Raw genomic sequence first — 17,696 nt, forward strand, 5'->3', positions numbered from 1 at the left:
GGCTGTTATCCTGTGATCTCGGGATGGCCTGCAATTCGGGTGTGCAAGGGCGGCGGAAACCAGAATTATCTCCGCCGCGCCTTCGGTTGACTTAAACGTCTTCCTTCACTTCGGCCCCATAGCCAAGCGGAAGGGAGGTGTCTTTGCCCTCATCATCGCCCACTTCGGCCAGAAAACGCTCAGCTTCCAGCGCGGCCATGCAGCCCATGCCAGCGCTTGTCACCGCTTGGCGATACTTGTGGTCCGTCAGATCGCCCGCGGCAAAGACCCCCGGAATGGAGGTTTCGGTGCTGTCTGGTTTGGTCACGACATAGCCGCCCATGTGGGTCTCCAACGTGTCCTTAACCAATTCATTCGAGGGCGCGTGACCGATGGCCACAAAGACACCTTTGGCCGGGATATCGGTGATTTCGCCGGTCTTAACGTGTTTAACCTTCACGCCTTCGACACCCAGCGGGCTGTCGGTGCCATAGACTTCCTCAAGCTCGTGGAACCACAGCGGCTCGATCTTTGGGTTCTTCATCAGTCGGTCGATCAGGATTTTTTCAGCGCGCAGTTCATCACGGCGGTGGATCAACGTGACCTTGGAGGCGAAGTTGGTCAGGAACAGCGCCTCTTCCACGGCGGTGTTGCCGCCGCCGATCACCACAATCTCTTGGCCCCGGTAGAAAAAGCCGTCACAGGTGGCGCAGGCCGACACGCCGAACCCTTTGAACTTTTCCTCGCTCTCCAGCCCCAGCCATTTGGCCCGCGCCCCGGTGGCAAGGATCACGGCGTCGGCGACATAGGTCGTGCCGCTATCGCCTTTGGCGTGGAACGGACGGCTTGAGAGGTCAAGATCGGTGATGATGTCGCCGATGATCTCGGTGCCCATCGCCTTGGCGTGGTCCTGTATGCGGATCATCAGGTCGGGGCCTTGCACCTCGCTGTCGCCGGGCCAGTTCTCGACCTCGGTGGTGGTGGTCAGCTGGCCGCCGGGCTCAATCCCTTGAACGAGGATCGGCTCCAACATGGCGCGGCTTGCATAGACCCCGGCGGTATAGCCCGCAGGGCCGGAGCCGATGATCAGTACCTTGGTTTTACGTGTCTCGGCCATCTGGCGCCCCCGGGCTGTCATTGATATTGTCTGCCTCATATAGCGATAGCGGGGAAGCCGTTAAACCCCCACCGTCACCGCCTTGCCATTACGCTTGCGTGACCGGGCGGCTGGTTCGGTTTGAGGGCCGAGACAAAGATTATTGCGCTTGTGTGAAACTTTATTGCGCGTACCACGCAGGCTGCTATAAGAATCGAAAATTCACTGAGGATGATATGGCGGGTACACGACTAGATCCGATCGACCGGATGATCTTGGCCGAATTGCAATCGGATGGCCGGATGACGAATGTCGAACTGGCCAAGCGCGTGGGCATCTCTGCGCCGCCCTGTTTGCGCCGGGTCCGCACCTTGGAAGAACAAGGCTACATCAAAGGCTATCACGCCGATGTTGATGCGCGCGAACTGGGCTTTGAGGTGCAGGTTTTCGCCATGGTCGGACTTGCCAGTCAGGCCGAGGCCGATCTGAGCGCTTTTGAAGAGAAATGTCGCGGTTGGCCGTTGGTGCGCGAGTGCCATATGCTCAACGGTGAGGTTGATTTCATCCTGAAATGCGTGGCGCCGGACCTGTCGAGCTTTCAAAGTTTCCTCACGGGGCAATTGCTGACGACGCCGAATGTGGAAAGCGTAAAAACGAGCCTTGTGATCCGTGGGGCCAAGGATGATCCCGGCGTACCCTTTGACGTTTTGGAAGCGCGGCTGTCGACCGCGCCCTGAATCAGTCCTTTGGACTGTCTTCTGTGGTTTCAGGCGCGCGGGGATGGGCAAGGGGGCCGAAATCGGTCGCATGCGCGATCTGCGGAAACATCGACAGAAACCGATCCCGAAGGCTGGGCGCGGCGTCGCGCAGAGCCTGCGCACCGGGGTGAAAGGTCTCCATCTCCAACCCGCCTGCCTTGATCGCCGCATGGCGCGACAGGCAAATATGGAACAGGCGCACCGGGGTCGGCGGGGCGACCTCAATCACGTTGACTCCATCCAAAAACGCGCGAACCGGGGTCAGCAAACGGGCGCTGCCCGCCTCTGCCCGCAGGTGAGGCGGCGTGTGTAGTACCCGTGCGGCGGGCCCAAGGGTGAGGAACGAACTGGGGCGCCCCTCTCCGAAACTGTCGGGCATGATGCGGATCAGCGAAAGCCGCCGCCCGCTGTCCGCCGGGATAAAGCTGCTGGACCCGATCCAGATCAATCGCGCCGGTTCCCCCGATGAGGTGTTGATCATGTCGCCGGGCTGAAGGTCCTCAATGGCGATGTCGCCCTGCACCGTCTGGATCAGCGTCCCGCGGGCGAAGGCCGCAAAGGCGGATTCGAAAAGCGGCGCGGCGGGCGCAGTGTCTTGCCCGATATAGAGCGAACCATCGGCGCGCAGGGCGGCAACTTCATAGCTGCGCATTGGCACAGGCGGCGGAACTTCCAGATCGGTGGCGGCGGTCTGTGTCATGCGAAACCCCTTATCTACCCGGCGCAGCGGGGCGGAACGCGGCCCTTTTTGGGCGCGGACTGACAGGTAATTCGCCATGTTCTGCCGGAATTGTCAAAATATCCGGGATATTCACAGCCTATCCCGCGCCAATTTCGGCTAAAATCGCGGTATGTTTCTTGGCCCGGCTTTTGGCTGCCATATTTGCATGAAAACGCCCCCCGAGACGAATCAACGTCCCGAGGGGCGGTCATTTGTACCGGACACTTTGGCGCCGGTACCGGGGGAAACTTTTCAGGCGGTCTTGCGGACCGGAGCGTTGCCAGCGCGCTTTGCGATAAAGGCAGCGCGGCGCGCGCCACGCGCCCATGGCATGACGGTGTCCGTCTTTGCGGCAGTCTCGACGACGGACTTGATGAAGCGCGGGTTCTTTTTCATGGCTCGGTTCCTCTTCGGTCATGCGGGCATCGTTGGATTCACTATCGCAGTGCAATCGGGCCGGTTTTTGACGATGGGTGAGAAACTTGCGCGAATTTGACGGCTAAGTTGGGCGCTTTGGGGCGCGTAGGCCACAATCTATAAAGTGTTTAAAATCCTACAGTTATCGCCAGATCAGGAAACAATTGAGCAAAACGGATGCGATTGCGTCCAGTTTAGCGACAGTAATGCGGCATGAAACGGGCGACCCTCGCCCCAATCTTGCCCCGTTCAGAGCGTGATGGCCGAGAGCAGGCGGCCATAGTCGGCCTCTTTGGCGTGGGTCGTGCGCCGGTAGGAATAGAATCGCGTGGCGTCGGCATAGGTGCAATGCCGCGTCCATTCCGCATGACCCACACCCGCCGCGCGCAGACGGTTCAGGCCAAAGCCCGGCAAGTCGAAATGCAGACGGTCACCTTCGCCTTGGGCAAAGTAACGGGCAAACTCTGGGTCGGCGCTCATGAAGTTGTCAAGAAACTCTGGCCCGACCTCATAGGCGCGCTGGCTGATCGAGGGGCCAATCACCGCAGTGATCTTTTCGCGCGTGGCGCCCAGATCAACCATCGCATCGACGGTCGCCTCAAGTATCCCATCAAGCGCGCCGCGCCAGCCCGCATGGGCCGCGCCGACCACACCGGCCTGCGCATCCGCAAAGAGCACGGGCTGGCAGTCAGCGGTCAGAATCGACAGGGCGATGCCGGGGGTTTTGGTCACCAGCGCATCGGCGCGGGGCTTGTCGTCGCGCGGTTCAGTCACGGTGACGACGGTGGCAGAGTGGACCTGATGCACCCCGACAAGGTGGTCAGCGGGCAGGCCCATCGCCTCGGCGGCGCGGGCGCGGTTGATGCGCACAATCTCGGACTGGTCCGAGCTGCCGCTGCCGCAGTTCAGCCCGGAAAACACCCCCGATGACGCGCCGCCACGGCGGGTGAAGAACCCGTGCCGCAGAGGGGCAAGCGCATCTGATGTGAGAATTTCGAGCGTCATACTTCTGTCCCCGGGGGCGGGGTCTGACCTTTTTGGTAGAGCCCCATTACTTTGAACAGGTTTCCCATTTCCGCCGGGTGCGTCAACCGCCGATGTGCGGCAATGTGGCTGCCAAGCGCGTCACCGGTCAGGAGTTCGGCCAATTTCTGCGCGCGGGGGGTGATGCCCAAACGCTCAAGAAAAACGCCTTGGGTGACGACGCGGCTATGGGGGCAGGGGCTGGCGAGGGCGAGCGCCTCGAAATCGACATGAGCGGTCAGATCGGCATGGCCGGGGCTGGCCAGCGGGTCTACGGGGGCGTGGTTCGCCAAGGCTTGCAGGGTGTCGCCCAAGGCCCGCCAATCGCCATAGTCGACGATCAGCGCAGCGCCGCCATGGGCTGCGATGCGGCTGCCAATCTGTTGCATGATCTCTGCCGCCGGGGCGCAAAGCTCGACCAGATCGCCGTCCTTCGTATCCTCCAGCCGGTGCGTGAGGGCGGGCTGCGGGGTCACAGGCCCAAGGCCGAAGGTCAGCGCGCCCTCTGCCGCGCCGACCCGCCGCTCCGCCCAGCCCGCGCCTTGGCGGATGAACTGGCGGATCGGGAGCGCGTCAAAAAACTCGTTCGCAATCAGGAAAAGCGGCGCTTCGGGCAAGTCTGCAGCGCTATCTAACCAAGTGACGTCATGGCCTTGCAACGTCTCACGCTGCACGTCGCGCAGAGCGGGGGAGGCTTCGACCAGCGTAATCTTCGCAGCCGCCAGAAATCCCGGCACCTGCGCGCAGGCGCGCAGCATATCGGCCATCAATGTGCCGCGCCCCGGCCCAAGCTCGGCCAACGTGAAAGGCGCGGGCGCACCCTGATCCAGCCAGCTTTGCGCCAGCGACAGGCCGATCAACTCGCCAAACATCTGGCTGATCTCCGGCGCCGTTATGAAATCCCCCTCTGCGCCAAAGGGCGCGCGGGTCGTGTAATAGCCCCAGTCGGGATGCAGCAGGCATGACTGCATATAATCGTCCAGCCGCATCGGCCCTTCCAAGGCGATCCGCGCCAGCAGATGGTCCTTCAGGCTCATGCCTGCCGCCGCGCCCGAATGATCAAAAAGATGCCTACGGCGATCATCGGCAGCGACAGGATCTGCCCCATGGTCAGCCCCCAGCCGCCGATATGCCACGCCAGCCCCAGTGGGTTGCCGGGGGTGACGAATTGCGCATCTGGCTGGCGCAGGAACTCAACCGCGAAACGTGCCGCGCCATAGCCCGCAAGGAAGGTGCCGCCGATCAGGCCGGGCATTTTCAGCGCGCCGCGTTTCCATGCCATCCAGATCAGCACGCCGCCCAAGACTAGCCCCTCCAGCAGCGCCTCATAGAGTTGCGAGGGGTGCCGGGCGCAGATGCCGGCCACGTCGGGGCAGAACTGCGCTGCCTCGCCGGGGAAGGCCACGCCCCAAGGCAGATCGGTCGGACGGCCCCAGAGCTCGGCGTTGATGAAATTCGCCAGCCGCCCCAGAAACAGGCCCGGCGCCAACCCCAAACACACCATATCTCCGGTTGAAATCACCGGGATGCGATGCCGCCAAGTATAGAAGAGCCCGGCCAGAATGACCCCAAGCGCCCCACCATGGAAGGACATGCCGCCCTCCCAAAGCTGCAAGATGGCGGCGGGGTTCGACAGGTAATAGGCCGGTTGGTAAAACAGCACATAGCCCAACCGCCCGCCAAGGATCACGCCCAGAATAACCCAAAAGAGCAGGTCCTCGACCTGACCGGGCTTCATGACGGGCGTGTCATTCTTCCACAGTTGTGGGCGTTTGACCGCCGCGGTGGCGATGCGCCAGCCCAGCAGAATGCCCACGATATAGGCCAGCGCATACCAGCGCAGCGCGAAGGTGGCACCAAACAGGTTAACCGAAAAGATTTCCGGCGCGATATCGGGGAAGGGGAGCATGGCTATCATGGTGCTGATTGAACAAGGCCGCGCGGGGAAGTCAACCTTGCGAGTAAGGGCTTCGCGCCCCATATAGAGGCTAACAAACCTCCGGAGGCCAGACATGCAGACCCGTAACAAGTTTTTCGATGACGTATCACAGATGATGACAAACGCGATGGGCGTCGCCCAAGGTGCCAAGGATGAGGCCGAGACTGCCATGAAGGGCATGCTCGACCGTTGGCTCGCTGATCGTGATTTTGTCACCCGCGAAGAATTCGACGCGGTGCGTGCCATGGCGCAAAAGGCCCGCGAAGAGAACGAAGCGCTGAAAGTGCGGCTCGACAAGCTCGAAACCAAGGGCTGAGGCCCGAGCCCAGGCCAAATCTGATCTGCCGCCCCCAAGGTTGGGGCGGCGATCCTCCGCGCCGACAGAGGCTAATCTTGCCCCGGCGCAGCACCTCTCTCCAAATTGTAGACGTTTTCCGCGATTTACCCACAAGTTATTGCGGTTATCCCCTATCAATTGTGGTTATCCCCAAGAAAAACCTTGCCAGACTGTTCCGCTAGAAGCACCATATCTTGTATAGGTGATGTGAACCTACACGCCTATTTGTGCAGGCTTCCATGAATGGTGGGCCACGTCCCGCCCCGTGGAACAGATTGAGAGGTGGCGAAATGGCCCTGTCCGAGCATTACCTTGAAGAAGACGTTCACCCGATTGATATCGTTGAAAATATCGCGGCGCACCATGATTGGGAGTTCGACCGCGTGGCGGATGACCAGATCGCCATGGCTGTCGAAGGGCAATGGCGAACATATTCGATAACGCTGGCATGGTCTGCCTATGACGAAACGCTGCGCCTGATTTGCACCTTCGAGATGGAGCCGCCTGCCGAAAAACTTCCGCAGCTTTACGAATTGTTAAACCTCGTCAACGATCAATGCTGGGCGGGGGCGTTCAGTTTCTGGCCGGATCAGCAGTTGATGGTCTACCGTTACGGCTTGGTGCTGGCCGGTGGGCAGGTCGCGGGGCCAGAGCAGATTGATACGATGATCGGTGCCGCTGTCATGAGCGCCGAACGCTACTACCCCGCGCTGCAATTGCTCGTCTGGGGCGATCAAACCCCCAAGGCCGCGATGGATGTCGCCATTGCAGAGGCTTACGGCCGGGCGTAACAAAGTCCCCGAACAACTTCGGGGGATGACGATGAAAGACGGCAGAGTGGCGCGCGACGGCTTGGTTTTGCTGGGCTGTGGCAAAATGGGATCGGCCATGTTGGAAGGCTGGCTGGCAAAGGGACTGCCTGCAAGCTCGGTTTGGGTGGTGGACCCCAAGCCCTCCGATTGGCTGCAAAGCACGGGCGTGAACCTGAACGCCGATCTGCCTGCTGCGCCAGCGGTGGTGCTGGTGGCGGTCAAGCCGCAGATGATGGCGGATGCGCTGCCGACGCTTCAGGCGATGGGCAATGGGGAGACGCTTTTCGTCAGCGTCGCGGCGGGCACCACCATCGGCTATTTCGAAAGCGTCCTCGGCGGCGACACACCCATCGTTCGGGCCATGCCCAATACCCCCGCTGCCATTTCCAAAGGGATCACCGCCATCGTTGGCAACGCCAAGGCGGGCAGCCGGTCTTTGGATGAGGCTGAGACCCTGCTCAGTGCCGTGGGCGAGATTGTGCGTCTGTCGGAAGAGGCGCAGATCGACGCGGTCACGGGGGTCAGCGGCTCGGGCCCGGCCTATGTCTTTCACATGATCGAATGCATGGCCGCCGCCGGTGTGGCACAAGGCTTGCCCGAAGAACTGGCCATGCAATTGGCCAAGGCGACCGTGGCCGGGGCAGGGGCGCTGGCGATGCAGGCCGAAGAAGACCCCGCCCAGCTTCGCGTCAACGTGACCAGCCCCAATGGCACCACCCAAGCGGCGCTTGAGGTGCTGATGGATGAGGCCGAAGGCTTCCCGCCCTTGTTGAAACGCGCTGTGGCCGCTGCCGCAGACAGATCGCGGGAGTTGGCCAATGGCTGAGATCACTTTTGACGATTTTCTCAAGGTCGACATTCGCGTCGGCACCGTGACTCGGGCCGAAGCCTTTCCCGAAGCGCGCAAACCGGCGATCAAACTCTGGGTGGATTTCGGCGCTGAGATCGGGGAGCGTAAGACCTCTGCCCAGATCACGGCGCATTATACACCCGAAACGCTGGTGGGGCGGCAGGTCATGGCCGTGGTGAACTTCCCCGCGCGCCAGATCGGGCCTTTCATGTCCGAGGTGCTGGTGCTTGGCCTACCGGATAAGGACGGAGAGATCGTGCTGTTGTCGCCCGATCAAAAAGTGCCCGAAGGAGGGCGGATGCATTGAAAAAGATACTGATTGCCAGACCCTTGCCCAAAGAGGTCACTAGCACCTTCACGGGCTGCGAAGTAACCGTTCGCGAGGAAACCGCGCCCCTCTCGGCCGCGGAAATGCGCGCGGCTTTGCGCGACTATGACGGGGTAATGCCGACCTTGGGGGATGTATTCTCGGCCGAAGTCTTTGCCGATGTGCCCGTTCCGCGCTGCAAGATCCTCGCGAATTTCGGCGTTGGGTATAACCATATCGACGCCGCCGCGGCCCGCGCCGCGGGGGTGGAGGTGACCAACACCCCCGGCGCCGTCACCGATGCCACGGCGGATGTCGCCATGACACTCATGCTGATGTCCGCCCGCCGTGCCGCCGAAGGGGAGCGGCTGGTCCGCTCGGGCGCATGGGAAGGGTGGCACCCGACGCAGATGCTGGGGCTGCACCTGACCGGCAAGCGGGTCGGCATCGTCGGCATGGGCCGGATCGGGCAGGCCATCGCGCGGCGGTGTCACTATGGGTTCGAGATGCAGGTCAGTTATTTTAACCGCAGTGAGAAAGACCTCGATTTCCCCGCTTCCCGTGTCGAAAGCCTGACTGCGCTGGTCGAAGCCGTAGATGTGCTTGTTATTGCCGTGCCCGGCGGCGGCGAGACACGGCATTTGATTGATGAAACCGTGCTCGGGGCGATGCAGCCCCATGCCCATCTGATCAACATCGCCCGCGGCGATGTGGTGCAGGAGGCCGCATTGATCGAAGCACTGCAAGCGGGGCGCATCGGCGGCGCGGGTTTGGATGTCTATGAATTTGAACCAAAAGTCCCGCAGGCGCTGCGCGATCTCGACAATGTTGTGCTGCTGCCGCATCTGGGCACGGCGGCGCATGAGGTCCGCGTCGATATGGGGCTGATGGCTGTGGCCAATCTACAAGCCTTCATTGACGGAGAGACCCCGCCGAACCGAGTTTAACCGTCACCCACGGCGGCGCGCCAGTGTTTGCGGCAGAGTGAGACATAGGTCTCGTTCCCGCCGATCTGCACCTGTGCGCCATCCCGCATCGCTTGCCCTTCGGCGTCGCGGCGGACGACCATCGTGGCTTTCTTCCCACAATGGCAAATGGTGCGCACTTCGCGCATCTCATCGGCCAGCGCGAGCAGCGTGGCCGAGCCGGGGAAAAGCTCACCCCGGAAATCGACCCGCAGCCCAAAACACATGATCGGCACGCCCAAATCATCCACCGCGCGGGCCAGTTGCCAGACCTGCTCAACCTCAAGAAACTGCGCCTCATCGACAAAGATACAGGCGCAGGGGCCTTGCTCTAACCGGCTTTCGATCTTGGCCAGAAGGTCTTCGCCCGGGGCGAAGGTATCGGCCTCTTGCCCGATGCCGATGCGCGAGGCGATGCGCCCTTCGCCCGCGCGATTGTCGAACTGCGCAGTCAGCAGATAGGGCACCATCCCGCGCTCCACATAGTTATGCGCCGCCTGCAGCAGCACCGTGGATTTGCCAGCGTTCATGGTGGAGTAATTGAAGTAGAGCTTTGCCATGGGCAGGGTGTTACGCCGCCCATGACAGCGGATCAAGATAGAAACCCCGCCTCGATCTCGCAGGCGGGCGGGGCAAGGTGCGGGCGGTTAACCGCGCTTTTTAACGATCACCGATCCAACGGAATAGCCCGCCCCGAAAGAGCAGATCAGCCCCGTGTCCCCGTCTTGCAGGTCATCGGAATTCTTAGCAAAAGCGATGATCGACCCAGCGGAGGAGGTGTTGGCGTAGTCTTGCAGAATGTTGGGCTGTTCGCCTAGCTCAGGCTCCCGGCCCAGCACCTTGCGCCCGATGAAATCGTTCATCGATTTGTTCGCCTGATGCAGCCAAATGCGTTTAAGGTCGTCGGACTCCAGCCCATTGTCGGCCATATGCCCGCCGATATGATCGGCCACCATGGGCAACACTTCCTTAAACACTTTGCGCCCATTCTGCATGAACTGCATGTCGCGTCGGTCGCTCAGCCCGTCGGGGCGGGACCGGCGGAGGAAGCCATTGTTGTTTCGGATGTTGTTAGAATACTCAGTCGCGCAGCGGGTAGAGATGACATCGAAACAGGGGCCTTCGACATCTTCGGCACGCTCCAGCAGAGTGGCGGTGGCGACATCGCCAAAGATGAAGTGGCAATCCCGGTCGCGCCATTCGAGGTGAGCCGAACAAATTTCCGGGTTCACCACCAAGGCAGAGCGGATGGAGCCGGAGCGGATCATATCAGCCGCCGCCTGAATGCCGAATGTGGCCGAAGAACAGGCTACGTTCATGTCGAAGGCAAAACCCTTCACGCCCAGAAGCTCTTGAATTTCGATGGCCACGGCGGGGTAGGCGCGCTCAAGATTGGAAGCCGCGCAGATCACCGCATCCACATCATCGGCGGACTTTCGAGCGGCAGCGAGCGCCTTTTGCGCAGCATCAACCGCCATTTCCGCCATTAGGGAGGGTTCCTCATCCGCGCGCTGGCGCAGCAGGGGGTGCATGACATTGGGGTCCAACACGCCGGATTTGTCCATGACATAGCGCTGCTCAATGCCGCTGGCTTTGACGATGAACTCTTCCGAGGAATGCGCCTTGGCCTCTAGGGTGCCTGCGTCGATCGCCTCGGCATTCTCGGCGTTGTAAAGGTCGGCATAGGCGTTGAAGGCTTCGACCAGTTCGGCGTTGGTGATGGTCTGCTGAGGCGTGAAAACGCCCGTGCCGGTGATGGCGGCTTGATACATCGGTGTGATCCCTTTCTCTCCAACGGCGTGGCTGGTCTACTAAAGCTGAGCAGCCCCGGTGGAATTGCAAGGGGCCGTTGTCATGGTCGGCGCACTCTGATGCAGGGGCAGCAAGGTGCAGGTTTCATACTTTAGCGAAACCGCGCGGGACTTGCCACGGCTTTGAGGTGGCAGGCGTGTGAATGCCGCTACAGTTGAAAAATTTGATCGCCTATGACGATGCGCGCTGGCTTGACTATGCAACCGGCAGGGCGCAGTGATCGCTCGTTAGCAATCATTAATTGAACGAGAACAGACAGATTTTTTTTGAGGGCGGCGGCCATTTCGGCGCGTGATTTACAGGTCCATCAATGACGGATGCCGCAGCCTAGAGCACAGAATTTGCTCACGAATTCAACCTCCGAAAAAGAGAGGTGTCATGAGGCGCAAAGTTATTAGTCGAATGCTTTTCGATCGGGTGAAGCGTTTTTCCAAGGACGAGGCCGGCGGGATGCTGGTCCTTATGTTGGTCGTGTTTTTCGGCATTACGATCTTTGGCGGTCTGGCCGTGGATCTGGCGAACCACGAGCGGACGCGGACCACATTTCAGACCCACCTCGACAACGCCGTGCTGGCCGCGGCCAGCCTGTCGCAAAACCTCGACCCCGAAGAGGTCGTGCGCAGCTACCTGACGTCTGCGGGGCTTGACCCCTCCGAGGTGGCGATCGACACGAGCGAAGAAAAGATCGGCGGCATTTTGGTGGGGCGGACGGTCGAAGCCTCGCTTCCCGCCGGGCTGAACACCTATTTCTTTCGATTTTTCGACATCGACACGCTCGGCATGACGATCACGTCAGAGGCGACCGAGCGGGTGGAAGATATCGAGATTTCGCTCGTGCTCGACGTGTCGGGGTCGATGACGGAAAGGTCCAGCGACGGCAGTAGGATGATCAAACTTGACCTGCTCAAAAATGCGGCCAGTGATTTTGTTGAGACGATCCTGAGCGATTCCGAAGAGGGGCGTGTATCGATTTCGCTCGTTCCGTATTCGACCAAGGTGAACCCCGGCTCGGCGTTGTTGGGCCAGTATACGGCCACTCAGGAGCATGACTATTCACATTGCGTCGACTTTGATGCGAGCGACTTCACCAATCTAGGGATCAACACGAGGGCGGAATTGCAGCGCACCGGTCATTTCCTCATTGGCAGCGACTCCACTTGGACGCCGATGACAGGACAGTGGGTGTGCCGTTTCGATGGGGGTTTTGCGGTGACACCTCTGTCGAGTTCCCCTGCCGAGTTAAAGACCCAAATTTCCGCGCTCACCGGTTTGGGTTCGACTTCAATCGATATGGGAGCAAAATGGGGGCTCGCCCTGCTAGACCCATCGGCACAAGATCCCGTTTCGGGATTGATCGCCGCGGGCCAGATCGACCCGGCATTTCAGGGGCGTCCTCATGTCTATGGTGCCGACAATAGCATGAAGGTATTGGTGCTAATGACCGACGGGGAGAACCGCGAGGAATATCGCTTGAAACCCGAATTCGCATCGGGTCGATCAGATTTGATCAGAACGACCTACGGTAGCAGCACGTATTACACTGTAGAATCTTCGGAGAACTGGTCTGAGAACGACGGCGACAGAACTTATCCCGAAGCCTATTTCTATGCTCAGCATCCATTTGGAAGCCAGCGCATGTGGAGCACTGACACAATCGCCAACAACTCAGGCTACCGCTTTGCGAACCGGGCCAGTGAAGAGCGTCTCGATTGGCCCGAAGTCTGGGCGGAAATGTCACCTTATTACTATGGCTACAACATGTACGGGCGGCGCTTCGATAACTATTGGAGTTACCGCGCGGCGCTTTATCGCGACTATGTTCAGTGGACGGTTGATGCTACGGAAAAAGACCGACGCCTCCGCCAAATTTGCGGCGTGGCTAATGCCGCGGGGGTTGTTATTTATTCCATCGGCATGGATGTCGATAACACGAATTCACTCAACCTCCTGAAAGATTGCGCCTCATCCGAGGCCCATTACTTCGACGTTCAGGGTTTGGAAATCCAAACCGCATTCGACATGATCGCCGCGTCCATCTCTATGCTGAGGCTGACGAAATGATCCGCTTTCTCAAAGACCGCTTTCGCCGGTCCGAGGCGGGCGGGGTCACCGTTGAGTTCGTCATCCTGTTGCCGCTGGTCTTTTACTTCTTCTTCCTTGCGCTTGAGACCGGTCTGTGGAGCGCGCGGGAGATCATGCTGCGCCGTGCTACCAATTTGGCCGTGCGGGACGTGCGTCTGGCGACTGGCGCCACGCCGGGCTATGACGCGATGAAGGCGCTGATTTGCGAGCGTTCGGTCTTTGATGCGGGCTGCCTAGAAAATATCCGGATCGAGATGCGCGCCATGCCGATTGCCGATTGGGCCGACTTGGGCGGGCCTGCACCTTGCGTGGACCGGGACGAAGATTTCGACCCGGCAAACGGCTTCCTGCCCGGGCAGCAGAACAATCTGATGATGATGCGGGTGTGTCGACTTTTTGAGCCGCTTTTGCCGGGGACCGGTTTGGGCCGTCAACTGCCCGAAGGGTCCGACGGGCAATACGGCGTGCGGGTCACCACCGCTTTCGTAACGGAGCCACGCGGATGAGGGCGATTTCTTTAGAGCGTTTTTTCCAGTCCGAAGAGGGCAGCCAGACGATTGCCTTCTTGGTGCTGCTGCCTTTGCTGGTTTGGTCGATCATGGCGATGCTGACCTTCACGGATGCCTTTCGGGTGCGCGGGATGGCGACCGATGCCACCGCCGTCATCGCCGACAGCCTGTCGCGCCAGACGACGCCAATCACCGCCGCTGACCTATTGGGGCTGCAATCGGTCGCAGAGCAGCTCACCGGGTATGAGGTCTCTTTGCGGATCACTCAGGTGCGCTGCATTCTGGACTGTGACAGTCTGGGCCGTCGGATCCTCGCGGTGGATTTCTCGCAGGGGGTCGGTCTGGACAGCCTGCTCGATCTCGACTTTATCGCCGGTCTCTCGCGTGAGCGCGTGCCGCTGATGGCCGATGGCGACCGTCTGGTGCTGGTCGAGACAAGTTTTACCCACGAACCGATTGCGCAGATCGGCTTGGAGGCCAAAGAGGTCAGCGTGTCGCATGCCACAAGGATGCGTTTCGCGCCCCAGCTTTGCTGGATAAGGTGCGTCATCAGCTAAGCGGGCACTGCGCCGCCTGAAAAAAGGGGCTGCCCAATGGACAGCCCCGATTTCTTACCCCTGAAGCGCTTTCACACCGATTGCATCCTCGGCCTGCGCCTTGATCGCCAGTGCCGCGGCATGGGCGCCTGCGGCGGTGGTGAAGTAGGGGATCTTGTCGTAAAGCGCGATAGAGCGGATCGACTTGCTGTCTTCGACCGCCTGCGCGCCTTCGGTGGTATTCATCACCAGATGTACATCGCCGTTTTTCATCATGTCGGTGATGTCGGGGCGTCCCTCGTAGACCTTGTTCACCACATCGCAGGCATGGCCATTGGCAGTGAGCCATTCCGCGGTGCCGCGGGTGCCGATCAGGGTAAAGCCTTGGTCCAGCAGGATTTCCGCGGCCTCCAGCATATTTTGGCCCTTGTCGGCGTCCTTGACAGAGAGGAAGGCACAGCCGTTGCGCGGCAGTGGGTTGCCAGCGCCCATCTGTGCCTTGAGGAAGGCGCGGGGGAAGTCGCGGTCCCAGCCCATGACCTCGCCGGTGGAGCGCATTTCCGGCCCCAAAAGCGTGTCGACGCCGGGGAAACGGGCGAAGGGCAGAACCGCTTCTTTGACCGAGAACCACGGCATATTCGGGTCGGCCAATGTCATCGGATCGCCCAGCGGAAGGGTGTCTTCATATGCGGCCTGATCGGGGTAGGGCGGGCGCTGCGGGAAGTTGCTGAGCGGCTCCCCAGCCATGATCCGCGCGGCGATGGAGGCGATGGCGCTGTCCGTCGCCTTGGCCACGAAGGGCACGGTGCGCGAGGCGCGGGGGTTGACCTCAATGAGGTAGATCTCGCCGTCTTTCACTGCGAACTGGATGTTCATCAGGCCCACGACGTTAAGCGCCTTTGCCAGCGCGCGGGTCTGCTCTTCGACCTCTGCGATGATTTCGCGCGGGAGCGAGTAGGGCGGCAGGGAGCAGGCGCTGTCGCCGGAGTGAACGCCCGCCTCTTCGATATGCTGCATGATGCCCGCGACATGGACATTCTCGCCGTCGCAAAGGGCGTCGACATCCAGTTCCACCGCGCCCGAGAGGTAGCTGTCGAGCAACACGGGGCTGTCACCGGACACGACCACCGCATTGGTGATGTAGCGCTCAAGGCTGGCCTGATCGCGGACGATCTCCATCGCGCGGCCACCCAGAACGTAGGAGGGGCGGATCACCAGCGGGAAGCCGATTTCCTTGGCGATTTCCATCGCCTCGGCGTCGGAATGGGCGATGCCGTTGTGTGGTTGTTTCAGGCCAAGGTTCAGCACAAGCTGCTGGAAACGCTCGCGGTCTTCGGCCAGATCGATCATGTCGGGCGTGGTGCCAAGGATCGGGATGCCGGCCTCTTGCAGGCCATTGGCAAGCTTCAAGGGGGTCTGGCCGCCGAACTGAACGATGACGCCGTGCAGCGTGCCGTTCTCCTGCTCGACGCGCAGGATTTCCATGACGTGTTCAAAGGTCAGCGGCTCAAAGTACAGCCTATCGCTCGTGTCATAGTCGGTCGAAACCGTCTCGGGGTTGCAGTTGACCATGATGGTCTCATAGCCCGCGTCGGTGAGCGCGTAACAGGCGTGGCAACAGCAATAGTCGAACTCAATGCCTTGCCCGATGCGGTTCGGGCCACCGCCCAAGATCACGACCTTTTTGCGGTCCGAGGGCCGCGCCTCGCATTCCGCTTCGCCCATCAGCGGGGCCTCATAGGTCGAATACATGTAAGGCGTTTGGGCCTCGAATTCGGCGGCACAGGTGTCGATGCGTTTGAAGACCGCCTTGACCCCAAGCCCCAACCGCGCGTCGCGGACGGCGGCCTCGCTCTGGTCGGTCAGCATGGCGAGGCGGGCGTCGGTGAAACCCATCATCTTGAGGTCGCGGAAACTATCTCCCTCGGTTGGCAGGCCGCTTGCCCGGATGGCTTCTTCTGCCTCGATGATCTCGCGGATACGGGCGAGGAACCAAGGGTCGAACATCGTATGCGCGTGCAGGTCCTCATCGCTCATGCCGTGGCGCATGGCTTGGGCGATGGTGCGCATGCGGTCGGGTGTGGGGGCCGAAACCGCTTTGATCAACGCGGCCATGTTTTCAGGCGCATCACCGGGCAGATCGTCGTTGAGACCGGGGATGGCCACTTCGTCAAAACCGGTGAGGCCCGATTCCATCGAGGCCAGCGCCTTTTGCAGGCTCTCGTGGATGGTGCGGCCAATGGCCATGGTCTCGCCCACCGATTTCATCGCGGTGGTGAGGTAAGGCTCGGCCCCGGGGAATTTTTCAAAGGCGAATTTCGGGATCTTGGTGACCACATAGTCTATGGTCGGCTCGAAAGACGCGGGCGTGACGCCGGTGATGTCGTTGTCGAGTTCATCCAGCGTGAAGCCCACGGCAAGCTTCGCCGCGATCTTGGCGATCGGGAAGCCGGTCGCCTTGGACGCCAGCGCCGAGGAGCGCGAAACGCGCGGGTTCATCTCGATCACGACCATGCGGCCATCGGCGGGGTTCACGGCCCATTGCACGTTGGAGCCGCCGGTCTCTACTCCGATCTCGCGCAGCACGGCGATCGAGTGGTTGCGCATGATCTGGTATTCTTTGTCCGTGAGCGTCAGGGCCGGGGCCACGGTGATGCTGTCGCCGGTATGCACGCCCATCGGGTCGATGTTCTCGATCGAGCAGACGATGATGGCGTTGTCGGCGGTGTCGCGCACCACTTCCATCTCGTATTCTTTCCAGCCCAGCAGCGACTCATCGACGAGGATTTGCCCCATCGGCGAGGCATCCATGCCCGAGCGGCAGTAGAATTCGTAATCCTCGCGGTTGTAAGCCACGCCGCCGCCGGTGCCGCCCATGGTAAAGGCGGGGCGGATGATCGCGGGAAGGCCGACGTATTCCAGCGCCTCAAGGGCGAGGTTCACGCCAGCGGCGAGGTCTTTCTTGCCGTCCTCGCGCTTGGGCGCGGTGACGATGGTGGCTTTGGGGTTTTCGATGCCTAAACGGTCCATCGCCTCGCGGAAGAGTTTGCGGTCTTCGGCCATCTCGATGGCTTCGCGCTTGGCACCGATCATCTCGACGCCGAATTTCTCAAGCACGCCCATCTCTTCGAGCGCGAGCGAGGTGTTAAGGCCCGTCTGGCCGCCCATGGTGGGCAGCAGCGCATCGGGGCGCTCTTTTTCGATGATCTTGGCGACGATCTCGGGTGTGATGGGCTCGATATAGGTGGCATCGGCGAGCCCTGGATCGGTCATGATCGTGGCCGGGTTGGAGTTGACGAGGATGACGCGGTAGCCTTCCTCTTTCAGCGCTTTACAGGCTTGTGCGCCGGAATAATCGAACTCGCAGGCTTGTCCGATGACAATCGGCCCCGCACCAATGATCATGATCGACTGGATGTCGGTACGTTTCGGCATGGCGGCCCCCTAATTTTGCAAATTGTCCTGCCTTATAGGGATGGCGGCACGGGCTGCAAGGGGGGAATGGCTTTGACGGCCCCATAAATAAGGGCGGGGCCGTCTGTTCAACCCTTGC

General features: G+C 60.8%; 18 protein-coding genes. 9 read left to right on the forward strand and 9 right to left on the reverse strand.

Translation table 11 applies throughout. The features are described 5' to 3' along the window. Positions 1-91 precede the first annotated feature (91 nt). On the reverse strand, positions 92-1,096 hold the full coding sequence (gene trxB / locus T8A63_RS03500) for a thioredoxin-disulfide reductase (RefSeq protein ID WP_322344990.1): 1,005 nt from the start codon (positions 1,094-1,096) through the stop codon (positions 92-94). 215 nt (positions 1,097-1,311) lie between these two features. Between trxB and T8A63_RS03505 the strand changes: the two genes are divergently transcribed. Continuing rightward, positions 1,312-1,812, forward strand: a complete 501-nt coding sequence (locus T8A63_RS03505; RefSeq protein WP_040700523.1) for an Lrp/AsnC family transcriptional regulator — start codon at positions 1,312-1,314, stop codon at positions 1,810-1,812. 1 nt (position 1,813) lies between these two features. Here T8A63_RS03505 and T8A63_RS03510 read toward each other — a convergent pair whose 3' ends face one another. From T8A63_RS03510 to lgt, 5 genes are all read right to left on the reverse strand, one after another. Further along, positions 1,814-2,533 (reverse strand): Hint domain-containing protein, encoded by a 720-nt coding sequence (locus T8A63_RS03510; RefSeq protein ID WP_322344991.1) that lies wholly within the window; start codon positions 2,531-2,533, stop codon positions 1,814-1,816. A 273-nt stretch (positions 2,534-2,806) separates the two neighbouring features. After that, on the reverse strand, positions 2,807-2,950 hold the full coding sequence (locus T8A63_RS03515; protein WP_162931872.1) for a hypothetical protein: 144 nt from the start codon (positions 2,948-2,950) through the stop codon (positions 2,807-2,809). A 270-nt stretch (positions 2,951-3,220) separates the two neighbouring features. Beyond that, complete coding sequence (pgeF, locus tag T8A63_RS03520) at positions 3,221-3,976, reverse strand: peptidoglycan editing factor PgeF (protein ID WP_067622772.1); 756 nt, start codon at positions 3,974-3,976, stop codon at positions 3,221-3,223. After that, positions 3,973-5,031: a class I SAM-dependent methyltransferase gene (locus T8A63_RS03525; RefSeq protein WP_322344992.1), complete on the reverse strand. Its 1,059-nt coding sequence runs from the start codon at positions 5,029-5,031 to the stop codon at positions 3,973-3,975. The genes pgeF and T8A63_RS03525 overlap by 4 nt, the downstream gene beginning before the upstream one ends. Further along, complete coding sequence (gene lgt, locus T8A63_RS03530) at positions 5,028-5,912, reverse strand: prolipoprotein diacylglyceryl transferase (RefSeq protein ID WP_120351707.1); 885 nt, start codon at positions 5,910-5,912, stop codon at positions 5,028-5,030. Before lgt ends, T8A63_RS03525 begins: the two co-directional genes overlap by 4 nt. Positions 5,913-6,006: 94 nt before the next feature. On the opposite strand from lgt, the gene T8A63_RS03535 reads away from it, so the two are divergent. The 5 genes from T8A63_RS03535 to T8A63_RS03555 all read left to right on the forward strand — a co-directional run bounded on the left by T8A63_RS03535 (position 6,007) and on the right by T8A63_RS03555 (position 9,186). Further along, positions 6,007-6,249, forward strand: coding sequence for an accessory factor UbiK family protein (locus T8A63_RS03535; RefSeq protein WP_322344993.1), 243 nt, complete (start codon positions 6,007-6,009; stop codon positions 6,247-6,249). Positions 6,250-6,560: 311 nt separating this feature from the next. Then, positions 6,561-7,061, forward strand: coding sequence for a YbjN domain-containing protein (locus tag T8A63_RS03540; RefSeq protein WP_067622761.1), 501 nt, complete (start codon positions 6,561-6,563; stop codon positions 7,059-7,061). A gap of 31 nt (positions 7,062-7,092) precedes the next feature. Then, complete coding sequence (gene proC, locus T8A63_RS03545; protein WP_322344994.1) at positions 7,093-7,908, forward strand: pyrroline-5-carboxylate reductase; 816 nt, start codon at positions 7,093-7,095, stop codon at positions 7,906-7,908. Next, on the forward strand, positions 7,901-8,239 hold the full coding sequence (locus tag T8A63_RS03550; protein ID WP_067935119.1) for a tRNA-binding protein: 339 nt from the start codon (positions 7,901-7,903) through the stop codon (positions 8,237-8,239). The genes proC and T8A63_RS03550 overlap by 8 nt, the downstream gene beginning before the upstream one ends. Next, positions 8,236-9,186 carry a D-glycerate dehydrogenase gene (locus tag T8A63_RS03555; RefSeq protein WP_322344995.1) on the forward strand — a complete coding sequence of 317 codons (951 nt, stop codon included), beginning with the start codon at positions 8,236-8,238 and terminating at the stop codon, positions 9,184-9,186. Before T8A63_RS03550 ends, T8A63_RS03555 begins: the two co-directional genes overlap by 4 nt. Here the strand turns inward: T8A63_RS03555 and T8A63_RS03560 are convergent. Both T8A63_RS03560 and T8A63_RS03565 read right to left on the reverse strand, forming a co-directional pair. Further along, positions 9,183-9,764, reverse strand: coding sequence for a thymidine kinase (locus T8A63_RS03560; protein WP_269346804.1), 582 nt, complete (start codon positions 9,762-9,764; stop codon positions 9,183-9,185). The genes T8A63_RS03555 and T8A63_RS03560 overlap by 4 nt on opposite strands. A gap of 87 nt (positions 9,765-9,851) precedes the next feature. Next, the gene (locus T8A63_RS03565) at positions 9,852-10,976 is read right to left on the reverse strand and encodes a beta-ketoacyl-ACP synthase III (protein ID WP_067631241.1); all 1,125 of its coding nucleotides are present in this window, start codon (positions 10,974-10,976) and stop codon (positions 9,852-9,854) included. Between the two features lie 418 nt (positions 10,977-11,394). Between T8A63_RS03565 and T8A63_RS03570 the strand changes: the two genes are divergently transcribed. The 3 genes from T8A63_RS03570 to T8A63_RS03580 are packed head-to-tail and all read left to right on the forward strand — an operon-like array spanning position 11,395 to position 14,164. Then, positions 11,395-13,077, forward strand: a complete 1,683-nt coding sequence (locus T8A63_RS03570; protein WP_322344996.1) for a Tad domain-containing protein — start codon at positions 11,395-11,397, stop codon at positions 13,075-13,077. After that, a complete protein-coding gene (locus T8A63_RS03575; protein WP_067631235.1) occupies positions 13,074-13,604 on the forward strand; it encodes a TadE/TadG family type IV pilus assembly protein in 531 nt (176 codons plus the stop codon). The genes T8A63_RS03570 and T8A63_RS03575 overlap by 4 nt, the downstream gene beginning before the upstream one ends. Beyond that, complete coding sequence (locus tag T8A63_RS03580) at positions 13,601-14,164, forward strand: TadE/TadG family type IV pilus assembly protein (RefSeq protein ID WP_067631232.1); 564 nt, start codon at positions 13,601-13,603, stop codon at positions 14,162-14,164. Before T8A63_RS03575 ends, T8A63_RS03580 begins: the two co-directional genes overlap by 4 nt. 54 nt (positions 14,165-14,218) lie before the next feature. On the opposite strand, the gene carB is transcribed toward T8A63_RS03580, so the two are convergent. Beyond that, a complete protein-coding gene (carB, locus tag T8A63_RS03585) occupies positions 14,219-17,578 on the reverse strand; it encodes a carbamoyl-phosphate synthase large subunit (protein ID WP_322344997.1) in 3,360 nt (1,119 codons plus the stop codon). Positions 17,579-17,696: the final 118 nt, after the last annotated feature.

It is taken from the genome of Sulfitobacter sp. OXR-159 (assembly GCF_034377145.1).
Classification (GTDB): Bacteria; Pseudomonadota; Alphaproteobacteria; order Rhodobacterales; family Rhodobacteraceae; genus Sulfitobacter.

Bases quoted from the DNA above. Each gene is read 5' to 3' on its own strand.
- trxB (WP_322344990.1), bottom strand. From the start codon at position 1,096: ATGGCCGAGACACGTAAAACCAAGGTACTGATCATCGGCTCCGGCCCT.
- T8A63_RS03505 (WP_040700523.1), top strand. From the start codon at position 1,312: ATGGCGGGTACACGACTAGATCCGATCGACCGGATGATCTTGGCCGAA.
- T8A63_RS03510 (WP_322344991.1), bottom strand. From the start codon at position 2,533: ATGACACAGACCGCCGCCACCGATCTGGAAGTTCCGCCGCCTGTGCCA.
- T8A63_RS03515 (WP_162931872.1), bottom strand. From the start codon at position 2,950: ATGAAAAAGAACCCGCGCTTCATCAAGTCCGTCGTCGAGACTGCCGCA.
- pgeF (WP_067622772.1), bottom strand. From the start codon at position 3,976: ATGACGCTCGAAATTCTCACATCAGATGCGCTTGCCCCTCTGCGGCAC.
- T8A63_RS03525 (WP_322344992.1), bottom strand. From the start codon at position 5,031: ATGAGCCTGAAGGACCATCTGCTGGCGCGGATCGCCTTGGAAGGGCCG.
- lgt (WP_120351707.1), bottom strand. From the start codon at position 5,912: ATGATAGCCATGCTCCCCTTCCCCGATATCGCGCCGGAAATCTTTTCG.
- T8A63_RS03535 (WP_322344993.1), top strand. From the start codon at position 6,007: ATGCAGACCCGTAACAAGTTTTTCGATGACGTATCACAGATGATGACA.
- T8A63_RS03540 (WP_067622761.1), top strand. From the start codon at position 6,561: ATGGCCCTGTCCGAGCATTACCTTGAAGAAGACGTTCACCCGATTGAT.
- proC (WP_322344994.1), top strand. From the start codon at position 7,093: ATGAAAGACGGCAGAGTGGCGCGCGACGGCTTGGTTTTGCTGGGCTGT.
- T8A63_RS03550 (WP_067935119.1), top strand. From the start codon at position 7,901: ATGGCTGAGATCACTTTTGACGATTTTCTCAAGGTCGACATTCGCGTC.
- T8A63_RS03560 (WP_269346804.1), bottom strand. From the start codon at position 9,764: ATGGCAAAGCTCTACTTCAATTACTCCACCATGAACGCTGGCAAATCC.
- T8A63_RS03565 (WP_067631241.1), bottom strand. From the start codon at position 10,976: ATGTATCAAGCCGCCATCACCGGCACGGGCGTTTTCACGCCTCAGCAG.
- T8A63_RS03570 (WP_322344996.1), top strand. From the start codon at position 11,395: ATGAGGCGCAAAGTTATTAGTCGAATGCTTTTCGATCGGGTGAAGCGT.
- T8A63_RS03575 (WP_067631235.1), top strand. From the start codon at position 13,074: ATGATCCGCTTTCTCAAAGACCGCTTTCGCCGGTCCGAGGCGGGCGGG.
- T8A63_RS03580 (WP_067631232.1), top strand. From the start codon at position 13,601: ATGAGGGCGATTTCTTTAGAGCGTTTTTTCCAGTCCGAAGAGGGCAGC.
- carB (WP_322344997.1), bottom strand. From the start codon at position 17,578: ATGCCGAAACGTACCGACATCCAGTCGATCATGATCATTGGTGCGGGG.